This is a genomic window from Streptomyces akebiae, from assembly GCF_019599145.1.
In the GTDB taxonomy this organism is placed as follows: domain Bacteria; phylum Actinomycetota; class Actinomycetes; order Streptomycetales; family Streptomycetaceae; genus Streptomyces; species Streptomyces akebiae.
Genome location: NZ_CP080647.1, coordinates 4,978,162 through 4,995,661, shown reverse-complemented (window position 1 = coordinate 4,995,661; position 17,500 = coordinate 4,978,162). Strand labels below are relative to the sequence as shown.

13 protein-coding genes are annotated in these 17,500 nt (G+C 71.3%); 4 read left to right on the top strand and 9 right to left on the bottom strand.

Annotated elements, in window-relative coordinates:
* Positions 1–247: 247 nt before the first annotated feature.
* Together K1J60_RS21440 and K1J60_RS21435 are read left to right on the top strand one after the other, a co-directional pair.
* Positions 248–604 carry a cupin domain-containing protein gene (locus tag K1J60_RS21440; protein WP_220647616.1) on the top strand — a complete coding sequence of 119 codons (357 nt, stop codon included), beginning with the start codon at positions 248–250 and terminating at the stop codon, positions 602–604.
* 156 nt (positions 605–760) lie between these two features.
* The gene (locus tag K1J60_RS21435; protein WP_220647615.1) at positions 761–2,125 is read left to right on the top strand and encodes a pectate lyase family protein; all 1,365 of its coding nucleotides are present in this window, start codon (positions 761–763) and stop codon (positions 2,123–2,125) included.
* A gap of 327 nt (positions 2,126–2,452) precedes the next feature.
* On the opposite strand, the gene K1J60_RS21430 is transcribed toward K1J60_RS21435, so the two are convergent.
* The 4 genes from K1J60_RS21430 to K1J60_RS21415 all read right to left on the bottom strand — a co-directional run bounded on the left by K1J60_RS21430 (position 2,453) and on the right by K1J60_RS21415 (position 7,970).
* Positions 2,453–3,274, bottom strand: a complete 822-nt coding sequence (locus K1J60_RS21430) for a hypothetical protein (RefSeq protein WP_220647614.1) — start codon at positions 3,272–3,274, stop codon at positions 2,453–2,455.
* 142 nt (positions 3,275–3,416) lie between these two features.
* Positions 3,417–3,782: a PH domain-containing protein gene (locus tag K1J60_RS21425; protein ID WP_220647613.1), complete on the bottom strand. Its 366-nt coding sequence runs from the start codon at positions 3,780–3,782 to the stop codon at positions 3,417–3,419.
* 403 nt (positions 3,783–4,185) lie between these two features.
* Positions 4,186–5,802: a methionine--tRNA ligase gene (gene metG, locus K1J60_RS21420; RefSeq protein WP_220647612.1), complete on the bottom strand. Its 1,617-nt coding sequence runs from the start codon at positions 5,800–5,802 to the stop codon at positions 4,186–4,188.
* Positions 5,803–5,897: 95 nt separating this feature from the next.
* Positions 5,898–7,970, bottom strand: coding sequence for a VWA domain-containing protein (locus K1J60_RS21415; RefSeq protein WP_220647611.1), 2,073 nt, complete (start codon positions 7,968–7,970; stop codon positions 5,898–5,900).
* A 253-nt stretch (positions 7,971–8,223) separates the two neighbouring features.
* On the opposite strand from K1J60_RS21415, the gene K1J60_RS21410 reads away from it, so the two are divergent.
* Complete coding sequence (locus tag K1J60_RS21410; protein ID WP_220647610.1) at positions 8,224–10,305, top strand: PhoX family protein; 2,082 nt, start codon at positions 8,224–8,226, stop codon at positions 10,303–10,305.
* 290 nt (positions 10,306–10,595) lie between these two features.
* Here K1J60_RS21410 and K1J60_RS21405 read toward each other — a convergent pair whose 3' ends face one another.
* The 5 genes from K1J60_RS21405 to K1J60_RS21385 all read right to left on the bottom strand — a co-directional run bounded on the left by K1J60_RS21405 (position 10,596) and on the right by K1J60_RS21385 (position 15,656).
* Positions 10,596–10,811, bottom strand: a complete 216-nt coding sequence (locus tag K1J60_RS21405; protein ID WP_220647609.1) for a hypothetical protein — start codon at positions 10,809–10,811, stop codon at positions 10,596–10,598.
* Positions 10,812–10,952: 141 nt separating this feature from the next.
* Positions 10,953–12,932, bottom strand: coding sequence for an FUSC family protein (locus K1J60_RS21400; RefSeq protein WP_220647608.1), 1,980 nt, complete (start codon positions 12,930–12,932; stop codon positions 10,953–10,955).
* Positions 12,933–12,989: 57 nt separating this feature from the next.
* The gene (locus K1J60_RS21395) at positions 12,990–14,027 is read right to left on the bottom strand and encodes an endonuclease/exonuclease/phosphatase family protein (RefSeq protein WP_220647607.1); all 1,038 of its coding nucleotides are present in this window, start codon (positions 14,025–14,027) and stop codon (positions 12,990–12,992) included.
* A 243-nt stretch (positions 14,028–14,270) separates the two neighbouring features.
* Positions 14,271–14,726 (bottom strand): DUF7144 family membrane protein, encoded by a 456-nt coding sequence (locus tag K1J60_RS21390; RefSeq protein ID WP_220647606.1) that lies wholly within the window; start codon positions 14,724–14,726, stop codon positions 14,271–14,273.
* Between the two features lie 138 nt (positions 14,727–14,864).
* Positions 14,865–15,656 carry an alpha/beta fold hydrolase gene (locus K1J60_RS21385; RefSeq protein WP_220647605.1) on the bottom strand — a complete coding sequence of 264 codons (792 nt, stop codon included), beginning with the start codon at positions 15,654–15,656 and terminating at the stop codon, positions 14,865–14,867.
* A gap of 158 nt (positions 15,657–15,814) precedes the next feature.
* On the opposite strand from K1J60_RS21385, the gene K1J60_RS21380 reads away from it, so the two are divergent.
* Positions 15,815–17,377, top strand: coding sequence for an aminotransferase-like domain-containing protein (locus tag K1J60_RS21380; RefSeq protein ID WP_220647604.1), 1,563 nt, complete (start codon positions 15,815–15,817; stop codon positions 17,375–17,377).
* Positions 17,378–17,500 lie beyond the last annotated feature (123 nt).

The following is a 17,500-nucleotide window of genomic DNA, read 5'->3' as shown; positions in this document are numbered from 1 at the left end:
GACGCCGTCGGCGCGGGAGTCCCCGGCCCGGATGATCAGTTGGATTCGCCGTCTGTGCGGCAAATGCCGGATGGGGCTTCGAGGGTCGGCATTTGTCGCTTTACCGAAACGGATTGATCGGTTCCATCGTGTGCAATTCGGTCGTGACGCATGTCACCCCGATTCGAGGTGTGTGCGGGACGGGCGCAGACTGGATGGAGAAGCGGAGATCGCACAGACCCCGCGGTGATCCGGTCGTGGAGGAATCATGACGGCAGTCACGCGGACGGGAGCCCCCGTCGTGATCGAGGGTGACGGTCTTGAGGTACGCGTCCAGGAGCTCGGCGGCGGCATGTCCGTCGCCTTCATCAAGCTCCCGCAGGGCACCGACATGGCCCCGGCGCTCAAAGGACTCCCCGACGACCTGTGCCAGTGCCCCCACTGGGGGCAGGTCGTCAGCGGCCGGCTGAGGGTGCGCACCAAGGAGGGCGAGGACTTCTACGAGGCGGGCCAGGCCTACTACTGGAGCCCCGGCCACTCCCCGGAGGCCCTGGAGGACACCGAACTCGTCGAGTTCTCCCCGGCGAAGGAGTTCCAGGAGGTGATGGACCACATCAAGCAGTAGGCGGCGGTCGGCAGCCAACTCCCGTCCAGGTGACCGGAATCAGGGCGGCAACCTTTCCTCTTCCCGCGACCACACATGAGTCGGAACCCCCTTCACGGGGGCTCCACACGAACCACGTGTTCTCCCGAATCACGTACGTTACGTAAGGACTCATTCGTGGCCTCTGCCTCCCCGCGCCCGTCCCACCGCCGGTCCCTCCGCAAGCGGCGGGCCCTCGTGGCCTCCGCCGCAGCCGTGGCCGCCGCTGTCGGCGCCGGCGTCCTCGTGATGAACGCCAACGCCAGCCCCACCCCCACCCCCACCGGCCTGTACCACCAGGTGCTGCCCGCCAAGGACGGCTGGGCGGCGTCGGGTTCCGGCACGACCGGCGGCGCGAAGGCCGACGCGGCGCACACCTTCACGGTGTCCACCCGGGCGGAACTGGTGAAGGCACTGGGCTCCGCCACCGACACCACGCCCCGCATCATCAAGGTCAAGGGCACGATCGACGCCAACACGAGCGACTCCGGCAAGAAGCTGACCTGCGCGGACTACGCCTCCGGCACCGGGTACTCGCTCTCCGCCTACCTCAAGGCGTTCGACCCCGCGAAGTACGGCAAGAAGGTTCCGTCGGGCACCCAGGAGACCGCCCGCAAGGCCGCTCAGGACAAGCAGAAGAAGAACATCGTCCTCAGGGTGCCGTCCAACACCACCATCGTGGGTGTCCCCGGCACCAAGGCCGGCATCCTCGGTGGCAGCGTCCTGGTCCAGAACGTCAAGAACGTGATCATCCGCAACCTGACCTTCGCGGACACCCAGGACTGCTTCCCGCAGTGGGACCCGACCGACGGCTCGGCCGGCGAGTGGAACTCCAACTACGACTCCGTCACGCTGCGCGGCGCGACCAACGTCTGGGCGGACCACAACACGTTCACCGACGCGCCGACCTTCGACAAGACCGAGGCGACCCACTTCGGACGCAAGTACCAGGTCCACGACGGCGCGTTGGACATCACCAACGGCTCCGACCTGGTGACCGTCGAGCGCAACCAGTTCCTCAACCACGACAAGACGATGCTGATCGGCTCCAGCGACACCGACAGCACGGGCAAGCTGCGCGTGACGATCCACCACAACCTGTGGAAGGGGATCGTGCAGCGGGCTCCCCTGGCCCGCATCGGCCAGATCCACCTCTACAACAACGTCTACGACACCACCACGGTCAACGGCTACGCCCCCAAGTACAGCATCGACTCCCGCGCCAAGGCCCAGGTCGTCGCCGAGCGCAACGTCTGGAAGATCCCCGCTGACGCGAAGGTCGCCAAGCTGCTGAGCGGCGACGGCACGGGCTCGCTCGCGGGCACCGGCAACATCGTCAACGGCAAGGCCACGGACATCGTCGCCGCGTACAACGCCGCGAACTCCAAGAAGCTGAAGACCACGGTGAACTGGACCCCCGCCCTGACGGCCGGCCTCCAGACCGCGGTCACCAACCTGCTGACCGACCTGACCGGCACCACGGGCGCGGGCACGCTCCTCTAGCCGCCCGGCCCGCCACCCACGTGACGTCGTCCGGCCGTCCTTCTCCGGCGGCCGGGCGACGTCACCGTGCCCGTGGGGGCATGAACGGGCGAGCAGAGGATCGCCAGGATCGGCAATGTTCCCGAGGACGTGCTCCAGTGCGACACCACGGTCCTCCGGCAAGCGAGCGCATACGCAGCCGGGGCGCGCCCCGCGCCTGATTGCTGTTGGTGCGGGGTCCATGGGTGTGTTGCTTGGAACAGGGCGTCTGGCTGAGGGAAGCCGCACGCGACGGTTCGTCCACGCCGCGGCGGGCCCGTGTCCGCGTGTCCGGGTAGGGGCGGTCGGTCACACGACGTCGACCAGGACGCCGGGTGAGTAGGTGGCGGAGAACTGGGTGTTGCCGCGGTAGCGCAGCCACCAGGAGCCGTCCCGGGTGGCCGGGTGGGTGGTGCCGGTGAACCCGGACGCTCCTGTGGTCAGGGACCGCACCGGTTCCACGGTGCGGCAGGGCGTGGCGCAGAACTCCAGCTCGACGGGTTGGTTGATGCGGCCGACGTACTCGTTCGTCTCCCAGTCCGCCACCGTGAGCCGGCCGAGGAGCCCGAGGTTGCGGCCGGCGGGCAGGGGGTTGGGGGTGGCGGCGAAGGTGAGCTTGGATCTGCGCTGCAGTTTCATCACGTTCGGGAAGGTCGCGGTGGTGATGCTGCTGCCCGGGTCCTCGTTGAGGTTGTTGCTGGCCACCAGGGCCCACATCTGCCAGTTGCCCGCCCAGCTGTTGGTCACCTCGGCGCTGCCGGTTTCGATGCGGAACCACTCGGTGCACACCGCGGTGGTCGCGCTGGTGGGCGAGCAGCCGGGCGCCGGGTCGTTCAGTCCGTTCAGCCCCTGGGAACCTCCCGCACCCGAGGGGCCGTGGAGGTGGATCTCGACGCCGTTGCGGTAGATGCCGGCGTCCGCCCGGGCGGTGACGGTCACCTGGAAGGTCAGCGAATCGTTCGGCCCGAGCACGATGGGCCGGCCGTGGTTGACGGCGACGCTCAGGATCACGGGCGGGGTCAGGTCGTGGCCGTCGGCTGAGGCCGACGGTGCGACGGTGAGCGTGGTCAGTAGTGCGCAGACCACCATGGCGAGGGTGGCTCGCAGGGCGGGCCGGGGTCTGGTGCTCATGATGTGTCCCCCCAACTGGACGTCAGTGCGCGGAGCCTATGGGGGATCCGGCAGCGACCGGCACCTCCTGCGCCGGCACTGGAACACAGCCATGACACTTGTGACAGCTGCGGGCCGCGCGGTTGCCGGGGCCCGCCTGCGTCTACCGGGCCACGAACTGCGTGAGGATCGCCTGGACCTCGTAGATGTCCACACCCTTGGTGAACGTCTTCTCGATCGGTTCGTGGCTGCCCGACAGCCAGATCTTCAGCTCGGCGTCGAGGTCGAAGTGACCGGCCGTCTCGACCGCGAAGTGCGTGATGCTGCGGTACGGGACGGAGTGGTACTCCACCTTCTTGCCGGTGAGCCCCTGCTTGTCGATCAGGATCAGACGGCGGTCGGTGAACAGGATGGTGTCGCGGATCAGCAGGAACGCGGCGTGAACCTGCTCCCCGTGCCCCAGCAGACGTCCGTAGTCCTGCTGGGCCTTGCCGGGATCGACGGTGTGCGCGTTTCCGAACAGTGCCATGCCCTGGGAGACGCCCACGAGGACGTCCCGGGTTGCGAGCCGCCCACGGCTCAAGAGGCAGGGTCGTCTGTTCGGCGGCCGGTCCGAGGTACGTGGTCCCCGAGGCCGGGCGCATGCGCAGCAGTTCCTCGGGCTCCTCGAAGCGGACGTCATAGGCGGGTGAGTTCTTCGCTGTACCCGTCGTGACCTTCACCAGGCCGCTTTCGCGCAGCTCCTTGATACGTCCGGAGACGGTGATCTCCTGGTCGCGGTCGCGGTCGCGGTCCCTTGTCTCCCGGAGCCGTTTCACATGACGCCTGTTCGTCCGGCACGCCCCATGTCGGGGAGCCGAAACCCCTCTGGGAAGACCGGAAGCCCGGGAACGACAGTCGTTCCCGGGCTTCCGCCGCGTGGTAGCGGTGCGCTACGCGTTCGGCTTCTCCTCCAGGCGCGGGAAGAGGATCGCGCCCTTCGTGATCGTCGAGCCGGCCGGGAGTACGCCCCACTCGCCCGCCTCCTGGACCTTCTGGTCCGCGAGGGCGCCGAGAGAGGCCTCCGCGCCCAGGGAGTCCCAGAGCTGGGCGGAGGTGTCCGGCATGATCGGGTTGAGGAGGACGGCGACGGCGCGGAGGGACTCGGCGGCCGTGTAGAGGATCGTCGCGAGGCGGGCCTTGCCCTCGTCGCTCGTGTCCTTGGCGACCTTCCACGGCTCCTGCTCCGTGATGTAGCCGTTGACCTGCTTGACGAAGTCGAAGACGGCGAGGATGCCGCCCTGGAAGTCCAGCTCGTCGCCGATCTTCCGGTCGGCCTCGGTGACGGCCTTGGCCAGGCCCTCGTGCAGCGCCCTCTCGGCCTCGCCGTCGGCCGTGGCCTCCGGCAGGGTGCCGCCGAAGTACTTGCCGACCATGGCCGCGACCCGGGAGGCGAGGTTGCCGTAGTCGTTCGCCAGCTCGCTCGTGTAGCGGGCGGAGAAGTCCTCCCAGGAGAACGAGCCGTCCTGGCCGAAGGCGATCGCGCGCAGGAAGTACCAGCGGTAGGCGTCGACACCGAAGTGCGAGGTGAGGTCCTGCGGCTTGATGCCGGTCAGGTTCGACTTCGACATCTTCTCGCCGCCGACCATCAGCCAGCCGTTCGCCGCGATCTTGCCGGGGAGGGGCAGGCCCTGCGCCATCAGCATCGCCGGCCAGATCACCGCGTGGAAGCGGAGGATGTCCTTGCCGACGAGATGGACGTCCGCCGGGAAGGTGGCCTCGAACTTCTCCGGGTTCTCGTTGTAGCCGACCGCCGTCGCGTAGTTGAGCAGGGCGTCGACCCACACGTAGATCACGTGCTTCTCGTCCCACGGGATCGGGATGCCCCAGTCGAAGGTCGAGCGGGAGACCGACAGGTCCTGCAGGCCCTGTCGGACGAAGTTCACGACCTCGTTGCGCGCGGACTCGGGCTGGATGAAGCCGGGGTTCGCCTCGTAGTGGGCGAGGAGTTTGTCGCCGTACTCGCTCAGCTTGAAGAAGTAGTTCTCCTCGCTGAGGATCTCCACGGGCTTCTTGTGGATCGGGCAGAGCTTCTGGCCCGCGAAGTCGCCTTCGCCGTCGAGCAGCTCGCCGGGGAGCTTGTACTCCTCGCAGCCGACGCAGTACGGGCCCTCGTAGCCGCCCTTGTAGATCTCGCCCTTGTCGTACAGGTCCTGCACGAACTCCTGGACGCGGTCGGTGTGCCGCTTCTGCGTGGTGCGGATGAAGTCGTCGTTCGCGATCTCCAGGTGCTCCCAGAGGGGCTTCCACGCCTCCTCGACGAGCTTGTCGCACCACTCCTGCGGAGTCACTCCGTTGGCATCGGCGGTACGCATGATCTTCTGACCGTGCTCGTCCGTGCCGGTGAGGTACCACACCTTCTCGCCACGCTGACGGTGCCAGCGGGTGAGCACGTCGCCTGCGACGGTCGTATAGGCGTGGCCCAGGTGAGGAGCGTCGTTGACGTAATAGATGGGGGTGGAGACGTAGAACGCCTTGCCACCCTGCTTCTCGGTTCCAGTGGCCGCCATGCCGAAATCCTACTGGCCCGGTGAAGATCGACTCACACGCGTTTCGGGTGGCGGACGGGCCCCGGATCGCCCGGGGCCCGTCCGCTTGCCGGTGACTACGGGCGCCAGGTGGCGAGGATGCCCTCGTAGACCTCGGCGTCCGTGAGTTCGCGGGGGGTCTCGCCGGCCAGGAAGTGGGACGTGTTGGGCGTCTTCAGCTTCCGGAGGTAGTCGAAGGCCTTGTTCTCCGGGTCGCCGAACGCGACGAACGCGAAGTGGACGGTCGGGTGGTTCTTCGCGGCGTCCGCGAGCGCCTGGTTCGCCGGGGTCTTGGCGTCCGGGGCGCCGTCGGTCTGGAAGACGACGAGGGCGGGGGTGCCGGGTGCCGCCTTCTGGTGCTGGGCGAGGACCTCCTCGACGGCCACGTGGTAGCTGGTACGGCCCATGCGGCCGAGGCCGGCGTGCAGGTCGTCGACCTTGTTCTCGAACGCGTCGAGGGTGAGGTCGCCGGTGCCGTCCAGCTCCGTGGAGAAGAAGACGACCGGGACGGTGGTCTTCTCGGGGTCGAGGTGGGCCGCGAGGGCGAGGGTCTGCTCGCCGAGGGCCTGGGCGGAGCCGTCCTTGTAGTAGCCGCGCATCGAGGCGGACCTGTCGAGGACGAGGTACACCTTGGCGCGGGCGGGGGTGAGGTTCTGCTTGGCGAGGACGTCGTGGGCGGCGTCGTAGGCGGTGCGGAGGCCGGCGGGCACGGCCTCGGCTCCGCCGTCGGCCGCGTCCGTCTTCCCACCCGCACCACCCGTACCGCTTTCGTCGTCGGCCGCGGGTGCCACCTGTGGGGCACCCGCGCCGTCGGCGACCGCGGCTTCGGGGGTGGCTTCATCGGCCACGAGGACGAGGTCCGGGGTCTCGGAGGGCTCGGTGGGCTCGGGGGCGACCGGTTCGGCGGCCGCGGGTTCGGTGGCGACGGCCGGCTCGGCGGCGACCGGTTCGGGGGTGGCGTGCGGCTCCGGGGTGGCTTCCGGCTCGGTGGCGACGGCCGGCTCCGGGGTGGCTTCCGGCTCGGTGGCGACGGCCGGCTCCGGGGTGGCTTCCGGCTCCGGGGCGGGCTCAGTGGCAGCCTCCGGCTCCTCCGTGGCCGTCGGCTCGGCCGGCGCAGCGTCTTCGGCCGCAGCCTCGGGCTCGGCGTCGACGACGGGCTCCGGTTCGGCTTCCGCCTTCGGCTCGGCCGGCGCTGTGGCCTTGGCCGCGGCCTCGGGCTCCACCTCCGTTACGGGCTCCTCGGCGGTCCCCTCGGTGGCTTCGGGTGCGGCTGCGGTGACGGGGTCCGGCTCGGCGTCCGCCTTCGGCTCCGGGGCGGTGTCCGCCGCCTCGGGCGCGGCCTCGACCACCGGCCCGGGCGCGGCTTCGGCGACCGGGGCGGCCGGCTCCACGTCGGCGACGCCCTTGGTGTCGGCCTCAGCCTCCGCCTCGCGCTCGACCTCGTCGGCAGCCTCCACCTCGGCAGCGGCGGGCTCCCCCTCGGCAGCGGCGGGCTCAGCGTCGACGACCGGCGCGGGCTCGACGACGGCTTCCGCCGCCGCCTCTGCCTCTGCCTCTGCCTCTGCCTTCGGCTTCGCCTCTGTGGACGGCGCGGCAGCCTCCGCCTCGTCGGTGGTCTCGGAGACCGGCTTCGGCTCGGCCTCGACCACCGGAGTCTCCGCCTCGGCGGGCACCTCGGTCTCCGCCTCGGTCGGCACTCTGACCTCGGTATCCGCCCCGGTCTCCGCCTCGGCCGCTGGTGGCTCCGTCTTCGCTTCGGCCCGCACCTCAGCCTCAGCCTCGGGCTTCGGCGTGACCTCGGTCTTCGGCGCGGTCTCGGCCGCAGTGTCCGCCTCAGCCTCCGGAGCCTCCGGCTTCCCCTCGGCGGTCTCGCCGCCCCGCGGCTTCGGCACCGTCACGTTGTCGAAGGCCGCGGAGACGAGTTCGTCGGCGACGGAGGAGGTCGGGGTCGTGGTCGTGGTCGTCGTCGCGGGCTCGGTCGCCGGGGCCGGGACCCTCGGCTCGGCGGCCTGCTGCGTAGCGGCCCCCTCGGCCGCCGCCGCGGAGGTGTCCTCCGGTGCGGAATCCCGCTCCGCCTCCTGCGAAGGAACCGTGTCGCGCCCCTTGCGTGAGCGGCTGAACGCATTCCGCAGGAGAGAGAGAATGCCCATGTGCGCAACCCTTCGGGTGAGTTGAAGCCCGTCAATCCCTGGCCAGGACGGACACGTAAGGTTAGCGGCCGGGCGTGGCGATCTTGGGGTGGGGCAGGGGCCTTTCTCTATCCCCGCCACCCCGCGCTGTCAATACCGCCTCAACTGCCGCAGGTTCACTCCCTGTTCACCTGACGTCCCCGTTTTCGAACACACGCCCCTCTAGCGTCGCGCTCACACCCAAAAGGCACATAAGAGCATCGAGGAGCGCGCTGTGCGCAAGCTGCTGCCCATGATCGGCTCGCATCCCGGCGGCCGTTCCGCCCTGACCTGTCGGTTCCGCTGTGGCGACGCCTGCTTCCACGAGGTGCCGAACACCAGCACCAACGAGTACGTGGGCGACGTGATCGCGAGCGCGCTCAGCCGTCGCTCGGTGATGAGGGCCGCCGCCGTCGTCTCCGTGGCCGGCGCCGCCGGTACGGCCGTCTCGCTCGGCACCGCCCGGCCCGCCGCCGCGGCCACGTCGGCCGACACCGCCGGGTCCGCCGGGTCCGCCGGGTCCAAGACCAGGCCCAAGGCCGCCCGCGGTCTGCGCTACACCTCCGTCGCGCCCAACACCGCCGACACCGTGACCGTCCCCGACGGGTACAAGCAGAACGTCGTCATCCGCTGGGGCGAGCCGATCCTGCGCGGCGCCCCCGCCTTCGACCCGGAGAACCAGACGGGCAAGGCCCAGGCCGGCCAGTTCGGCTACAACAACGACTTCCTCGCGCTGCTCCCGCTCCCCGGTGAGCGCGGCCGCCGGCTCCTCGTCGCGAACCACGAGTACACCGACGAGGTGCTGATGTTCCGCGGCTACGACGCCGCCAACCCGACCCGCGACCAGGTCGAGGTCGCCTGGGCCGCCCACGGGCTGTCCGCCGTCGTGGTCGAGGAGGACCGGCGCACCGGCAAGCTCACCGTCGTGCCCCGGCACCAGCTCAACCGCCGGGTCACGGCGACGACCGAGTTCCGGCTCACCGGCCCCGCCGCCGGCTCCGACCTGCTGAAGACCTCCGCCGACCCGACCGGCCGCAAGGTCCTCGGCACCCTCAACAACTGCTCCGGCGGCACCACCCCCTGGGGCACCACGCTGCACGGCGAGGAGAACTTCAACCAGTACTTCGCCAACAGCAGCCGTGCGACCGACAAGCGGTACGGCATCGGCACGGGCGCCAGCGAGCGCAAGTGGGAGCGGTTCGACAAGCGGTTCGACGTGGCCCAGGAGCCGAACGAGGTGCACCGTTTCGGGTACGTCGTCGAGTTCGACCCGTACGACCCGACCTCCACGCCGCGCAAGCACACCGCGCTCGGTCGGTTCAAGCACGAGGCCGCCACCATCCGGCTGACCTCGGACGGGCGTCCCGTCGTCTACTCCGGCGACGACGAGCGCTTCGACTACTTCTACAAGTTCGTCAGCAGCAAGCGGATGAGGAAGGGGTCGAGCCGCGCCGTCCGCGAGCACAACCTCTCGCTGCTGGACGAGGGCACGCTCTACGTGGCCAAGCTGACCGGCGACTCCCCGGCGATCGAGATCGACGGCACGGGCAAGCTGCCGAGCGATGGTGAGTTCGATGGCTCCGGCGAGTGGATTCCGCTGGCCACCGCCACCGCCCAGGGCGCCGTCTCGCACGTGGACGGCATGACCGCCGACGAGGTCTTCGTCTTCACCCGGCTCGCCGGTGACAAGGTCGGCGCCACCAAGATGGACCGGCCCGAGGACATCGAGCCCAACCCGGTCACCGGCAAGGTCTACGTCGCCCTCACCAACAACTCCAACCGCGGTGTCGGCTCCCACCCCAAGGCGGACGAGGCCAACCCGCGCAACGCCAACAAGCACGGCCAGGTGCTGGAGCTCACCGAGCGCTGGAACCGGCCCGAGAGCACGAAGTTCGCCTGGCTGCTCTTCCTCGTCGCGGGCGACCCGAACGACCCGGCGACCTACTTCGCCGGCTTCCCCAAGGACGACGTCTCCCCGATCTCCTGCCCGGACAACGTCGCCTTCGACCGGTACGGCAACCTGTGGATCTCCACCGACGGCGCCCAGCTCGGCTCGCACGACGGACTGTTCGGTGTGGCGACCAAGGGGGAGCGCCGTGGTGAGCTGAAGCAGTTCCTCACCGTACCGAGCGGTGCCGAGACCTGCGGCCCGATCATCCAGGACCGCCGCGTCCTGGTCGCCGTCCAGCACCCGGGCGAGCTCGACGGAGCCACGGTCGAGAACCCGAAGAGCACCTGGCCCGACGGCGCGGGCACGTACGTCCGCCCGGCGGTCGTCGCGGTGTGGCGCGCGGACGGCTGCGACATCGGCGTCTGATGCTTCTTGCGTCCGATCCCGCCACGGAGCCTGATTCCTGAGGCGTCCAATTCCTGAGGCGTCCAGTTCCTCAGGCGTCCAGTTCCTCAGGCGTCCAGTTCCTCAGGCGTCCAGTTCCTCAGGCGTCCCATTCCTCAGGCGTCTGATCCCTCAAGCGTCTGATCCCTCCGGCTTCTGGTTCCTCCGGCGTCTGATCCCTCCGGATCAGCATCTGTGCGCTGCATACGAGAAATGCGGGCCGCCCCTCCTGTCGGAGAGGGCGGCCCGCACGTTCCTGCGCGGAGCGGGGCTCAGGGAGCCAGGCAGCTGACGCCCGGGGCGGCGGCCGGGTCCAGCAGGGCGGCCGGGTCGAGGAGCGCGGCCGGGTCGGCGAGCTCCGTCACGGCGGCCGGGGTCTCGGCGATGCAGGTGACGGTCCCGACCGGGTCCGGGATCGCGTGGGCGGCCGGTGCCATGGCGCCGGCGAGGGCGAGGGTTCCGAGCAGGACGGTCGCGGTGCGACGCATGAAAAATCCCCTTATAGGTAGGGCGGTTGAACAGGATTGATCATGACTGCTTTTCGGCTGCACATTCGCCCTCGGTCACCCGTGCGGGGATGACGTAACGATTCAGCGCCCTGCGTCGGGTTGACCTGGAGGGACCGCGGCTCAGCGGGGTGACGTGATCGTGCGGGCCGCCGCCACCTCCTGGCGGAGCGGCTCCAGCACGCTGCCCGGCGGTCCGCCGAGGTCGGAGCGGACCTCGTAGAGGGTGTCCGTCTTGCGGAGTCCGTCCGCCAACTCCCTCAGTTGCAAGGCCACTTGCTCGACCTCGGCGGCGGACGGCGGTTCCGCGCCCTGTTTGATCCGGACCCGCGCGGCCGTCGTCGCGTCCACGATCCGCTCGACCGCCACGACCAGCGGCCACCAGGCGGCGGCGCGCCGGCCGACGGGTGGCGGTTCGGTCAGGGCGCGCTGGAACTCCGTACGGATGGTGGAGAGGTCGCGGTAGAGGCGGCGGCGCGTCCGGGCCCGGTCGGCGGGGTCCGCCGGGGTCTGCCCGAAGGCGCGCTCGACGTACGCTGCCGTGTCGGCGACGGCGTCCGCGAGCCGGTCGCCGACCCGGGCGTGCCAGCTCTCCGGCCAGAGCAGATAGCCCGCGACGAGGGCGATCGCGCAGCCCATGAGGGAGTCGACGAGACGCGGGACGAGCAGGTCGCCGCCCTGGTGGTTGAGGGTGTCCGAGAGGAGCAGGATCACCGGGGTGATGGCGGCCGTCTGATAGCCGTAGCCCCGGGGCGTGAACACCGGGATGAGCGGTGCGAGGAGCAGCATCACCGGCACGTCCCACCAGCCGCGCGGCACCTCGGTGAGGATCCCGGCGGCGACCACCAGCCCCACGACCGTGCCGAGCGCCCGCAGCAGCGCTCGGGAGAACACCGACCCGAAGTCCGGCTTCAGGACGAAGGTGATGGTCAGCGCCACCCAGTACGAGCGCGGCACGGGAACGAGCGACACCAGGGCCTGGGCGATGCCGATGCACAGCGCGAGGCGCAGGCCGTAGCGCCAGGAGGTGCCGGAGAGGGCGACGTTCCGGGCGACCCGGACGGCGCGCACGCCCAGCGGCGCGGGGCGGCCCGCGCGGTCGCCGGCCTTCTTCAGCGCGTCCGGCGACTTCTCGGTGGCGACGTCGGCGGCGTGCCGCAGCGCCTGGTCGACCGCCCGCCCGATCTCGCTCCCGGGCTCCGGCAGCCGCAGCCCGAGCGGCCCCGAGTACCCCGTCTCCACGGCCTCCGCGAGATGCCGTACGGCCACCGGGATCTCGGCGGGCAGCGGACGGCCGGACAGCCGTACCGCGGGGGCCGCCTCCACCAGCGGGGTGATCGCGTTCAACTGGGCCAGCAGGCGTACGAGTTCGGGACTGCGGCCGTGGTGGCGGGCGCGGCGGGCGAGGACCAGGTCGTAGGACTGGTTGAGGGACTGGGTGACCAGCACCCGCGCGTCCTCGTAGGTGTCCTTGCCGTCGCCCGGGGAGCCCGCGGCGGTCCGGGCGTCCGGTGTCATCGTGGCGAGGAGGTCCGCGACCTTGCGGTAGGTGTCGGCGACCGCCGCCCGTTCCGGCACGCCCGCCCTGAGCGGCCAGGCGAGCAGGGCCAGGACGAGGACGAGGAAGCCGCCTCCGGTCATCAGCAGCGGGGCCAGCCACCACTGGCCCGGCATCGGCAGCCCCGCGCCGATCACCGAGTTGAGCAGCAGGAGGAGCCCCGACACGGAGGCCACGGCGCCGATCGACGAGATCATCCCGGAGACGAGCGCGACCCCGGTGAGGACCCCGACGGTGACCCAGCCCTGCCCGTACACCAGCGAACCGAGTGTGATGCCCACGGCGGCGAACAGCTGGGGGATCGCGATGTTCAGCAGCCGCATCCGGTACGCGGCCGCCGTGTCGCTGATGACGCCCGAGAGGGCGCCCATGGAGGCGAGCGCGCCGTACTCGGGCCGGCCGGCGGCGAGGCCGAGCACGAGGGGCAGCGTCAGCGCGATCGCCGCGCGCGCGACGGCCGGCCGGTTGACCGGCGCGGGCTGCGGCCGGAGGTTCCGCACCAGCCAGTCGGGCGGAGCGAGGCCGATGGGGAGGGTGCGGGGCATGCGCCCATTATCGCGGGGGTGATCGGGGTTTCCGTGGGGTGTGTGTGACCTTTTGGTTCACCCGCGCCGATGCAGCGCGAGGTCCACGGTGACGGCGTTGTGGTCGGTGCCGGACAGCCGGCGGAAGCGGACCTCGCGGGCGGAGAAGTCCTCCTCGGAGACGAGGACGTGGTCGATCTGGGCGCCGATCCTCGGGGCCGTCGGGGAGGGCCAGGTCGGCCTGCGGTCCTGTCCGGTCAGCCGGGCGGCGTCACTCATCCCCGTGTCGAGGATCGCGCGGAAGGCCGCGTGGTCCTGGGTGGCGTTGAAGTCCCCGGCCAGGATGGTGGGCGTCCGGGCGTCCTTCGCCGCGTACGCGCGCAGCGCGCCGAGCTCCCGCCGCCAGGTGTCCAGCTGTCCCGGCAACGGCGGCATCGGGTGCGCCAGCTGCAGCCGTACGGGGTGGCCCTCGACGTCGGCGACGGCGCCCGGCATGCCCATCGAGCCGGGGATCGGGTCGGTGGACTTCAGTGGGTACCGGCTGAGGATGACGGAGCCGGTGGAGCCGTAGCCCTCGACGGACCGGCGGTGCGGGTAGTCCGGGGTCCGGCCGCTCAGATCGCCGAGCGTGTCACGGAGCTTGGCCGAACAGGTGAGTTCGCACTCCTCGACGAAGACGATGTCGGGGCGGTCGCGGCGTACGGCCTTGACGAGGGCGTCGGTGCCGCGGCCGAACTGCACGTTCGACGTCATCACCCGCACCTCGGCGACTACCGGCCCGTTCGGCTCGCTCGCCTTGCCGTACGGCTCGATGTACCAGGCGAGGGCCCCGAGGAGCACCACGCCCCAGGTCAGGCCGAGCCAGCGGCGGGAGAGGAGCGCGAGGAGGAGGGCGAGGGCGGTGGGGGCGAGGAGCCAGGGCAGGAACGCGAGGAGTTGGGGGACCGGGGTGAAGGCGTCGATGTCGGCGGCGCGGGAGCCGACGACGAGGGTGACGCCCAGGAGGAGCAGGGTGGCGAGGAAGGCCTTGCCGCCGTGCCGCTTCCGGGGGCGTGGCCCGGCTGCGGGTGCGGGTTCCGGGGTGGGGTCCGGCCGCTCGATGGTCGCGCTCTCCACGGCCGGTGCCTTTCGCTTTTGGTGCGGGTCCTTTTGGTGCGGGTCCTTTTAAGGACGGGTGAGGTGAAGGGAAGGTTGCGCCGGGGGCGGGATCGGGGAGGGGTGCGCGGGCGGGTGCGGGCCGGTGGGGCTTCTCGCGCAGTTCCCCGCGCCCCTGAGAAGCGAAGCCGGGGCTGCGCCCGGCTTCGCTTCTCAGCCGTGGGTCCGTTGTCCTCCCGAGCTCTCGGACGCTCGGGTCGGGATTCACCCGGTGCGCGTCGGCTCCGGGGACGTCGCCAGGGACCACATCACGAAGACCGCGATGCCGATGCAGATGAGCGACCAGACGGGCGCGTACGGCAGGAACATGAAGTACTCGATGGCGAACAGCGAGGTCAGGGCGATTCCCACCGCGCGAGCCCAGTCGTGGCCCTGGATGACGCCCCACCCGGTGCCCAGGACGCCGACACCGATCACCAGGTGGATCCAGCCCCAGGTGGTGAGGCTGAACTCGAAGACGTAACTGCCGATGTTCGCGTACACGTCGTCCGTGGCGATCCCGGCGATGCCGTTGAGGATGCCCATGATGCCGATGACCATCATCAGGACACCGGCGAAGACCATCCCGCCGTGGGCCCACTCCGAGCGGGCCCCCCGGTGGGACATCGACGTCTCCTGCGACGTGGTGTTCGAGCGTGGTGCGGTGCTGTGCTGGGCCATGAGGGCCTCCTCCTGAGGATGGACAGCTCACCCGCATGCTCACGCGGCAGGAGGACGGCCGCACGTGGTGTAGGCCGAACGGGTGAAACCGGGAGGTGGGGGGAGTGGGAGGCCCGGGACGGGGAACCGGGGCGCGGCTCAGTCCAGGCGGGCCAGGAAGGCCCCGAGCGCCTTGTTGAACTCGTCCGGGCGTTCCAGGTTCGGCAGGTGGGCGGCGCCGTCGACGACGTGGAGGGTGGAGTCGGGGAGGGCGGCGTGCATGGCCTCGGCATCGGAGACCGGGGTGTACTCGTCGTCGGCGCCCACGACGACCAGCGCCGGCACGGTGACGCGGGTGAGCAACTCGCGGTAGTCGGGACGCTCGGCCCGGCCGCGCAGGGCCGCCGCGGCGCCCTCGGGGTCGGTGCCCGTCATCATGCGGCGCACCCGGGCCGCGACCTCCGGGTCCGCGTACGGCGCGACCATGCGGAACAGCACCTCGTCGGCGTACCCCGTCATGCCCTCGCGCAGCAGCCGGTCGGCCATGGCGTTCCGGGTCCGTCTGCCCTCCTCGGTCTCGGCGGCCGGGAAGGTGTCGGCGAGGAGGAGACCGCGGACGCGGCGCGGGAACAGGCGGTAGCACTCCATCGCGATCTGGCCGCCCATGGAGAGTCCCCCGAGGACGAACTCCGGGACCCCCAGGTCGTCCAGGAGTGCCGCGATGTCCTCGGCGAAGGTGGAGAGCGGGGTGACGCCCGGGACGACGGGGGACCGGCCGTAGCCGCGCAGATCGGGGGCGATGACGCGACGGGTGGCGTAGAACTCGGTGATCTGCGGGTCCCACATCGTGCGGTCGAAGGGGTGGCCGTGGACGAGGACGAGAGGGAGGCGGGCAGGCCGGCCTGCGGGGCCGGGTCCCCCTTTGTCCTCGTATGCGAGGAAGGTGGTCATGGAATCGACCCTAGGGTGCCCCAACTCCTCGGTGCAATAAGATCTTTACCCTCGGTGCAATGTGGTGGCAGGGCGCGGGCGGAGAGGCGGGACGCAGAGGCGACGAGAACGGCAGGACGCAGCGGTGGGAGAGGAAGAGACGAGGGAGAGGGAGAGTCGTGGCCGACTACCGGCGTATCGCCGATCGCATCGCGGAGGACATCGTCACCGGGCGGCTGAAGCCCGGTGACCGGCTGCCGCCGCAGCGGGTGTTCGCGCGGCGGCAGGGGATCGCCGGGTCGACCGCCGGGCGCGTGTACGCGGAGCTGGTGCGGCGCGGTCTGGTGCTGGGAGAGGTCGGGCGCGGGACGTTCGTGCGGGCGGCACCGGCGGCGTCGACGGGGCGGGCGCTGGCCGAGCCGGCGGGCTCGGCGCCGGTGAACCTGGAGCTCAACTACCCGTCCGCGCCGGGCCAGTCGGAGCTGCTGGCCACCGGGCTGGCGCCGTTGCTGCGGCCGGACGTGCTGACGGACGCGCTGCGTACGGCCCCCGCGACCGGTACGGCCGCGGCGCGCGAGGCGGCGGCCGGGTTGCTCGCCACGGCCGGCTGGCGCCCGGATCCGAGACGGTTCCTCTTCGCCGGGAACGCCCGCCAGGCTATCGCCGCGGCCCTCGCCCACCTCGTGCGGCCCGGGGGACGCGTCGGCGTCGAGTCCCTGACGTATCCGCTGGTCAAGGAGATCGCCGGGCGGCTGGGGGTGACCCTGGTGCCGCTCGCGACGGACGGGGAGGGGCTTCGGCCGGAGGCCGTGGCCGCCGCGCACCGGGCGGCGCCGCTGTCGGCGGTGTACGCGCAGCCGACGCTGCACAATCCGACGTCCGTGACGATGGGCGCCGGGCGCCGGGCCGAACTCGCGCGTGTGGTGCGGGAGTTGGATCTTCCGGTGATCGAGGACCGGATCTGGTCGTTCCTGGCGGGTGGGGACGCGGGCGCCGAAGGGGGCGGGGAGGCGAGCCGGAACGTCGGCGGCGGTGTCGGTGTCGGTGTCGGTGTCGGTGGTGCGGGGGCGCTGCCGCCGTTGGCCGCGTATGCGCCGGAGCGGGTGTTCGTCGTGGACGGGCTGTCCAAGCGGGTGGCGCCGGGGCTGACCGTCGGCTTCCTGGTGGTGCCGGAGGGGCGGGTCGAGGGGGCGGCGGACGCGCTGCGGTCGGGAGGCTGGGTGGCGGGGCGGTTCGCGTTGGAGGCGGGGGTGCGGTGGATCGGGGACGGGACGGTCGGGCGGCTGGTCGCGGCGAAGCGGGCCGACGCGGCGGCCCGGCAGCGGCTGGTCGCCGAGCACCTCGCGGGGTTCTCCGTGCGGGGGGACGCGCGGGCCTACTACGCGTGGTGGGAGCTGCCCGAGCCCTGGCGAGCGGACACGTTCTGCGCGGCGGCGGCCGAGCGGGGTGTGGCGGTGACCCCGGGGTCGGTGTTCAGCGTCGCGGGGGTGGGGCGGGGGCCGGCTTCCGGCGGCCTGGTGGCTGGTGCGGGGCGGGGGCCGGGCGCGATCGCCGGTGCCGACCGGGTGCCACCGCGTTCGCCCGTGCCGCCCCAGCGCCACGACCGCGCGCGGTCGAAGCGGCCGGAGGAGGGCGCGGCTTCCGCCGCCGACTGCGTCAGGCTTGGGCTTGCGTCGGTTTCTCCGTCGGTGTTGGCGGGGGCGTTGCGGGCGCTCGCCGATGTCGCACGAGGTGGCCGGTGAGCCAGGCGGTCGCCGCCACGGTGGTGCCGAGGAGGACCAGCCCCCAGGTCACCGTGCGCGGGGTGGCGGTGAGGGCGTCGTAGACGGACGGCGCGCCGGCGGCCGCGGCTTCCGTCGCCGACT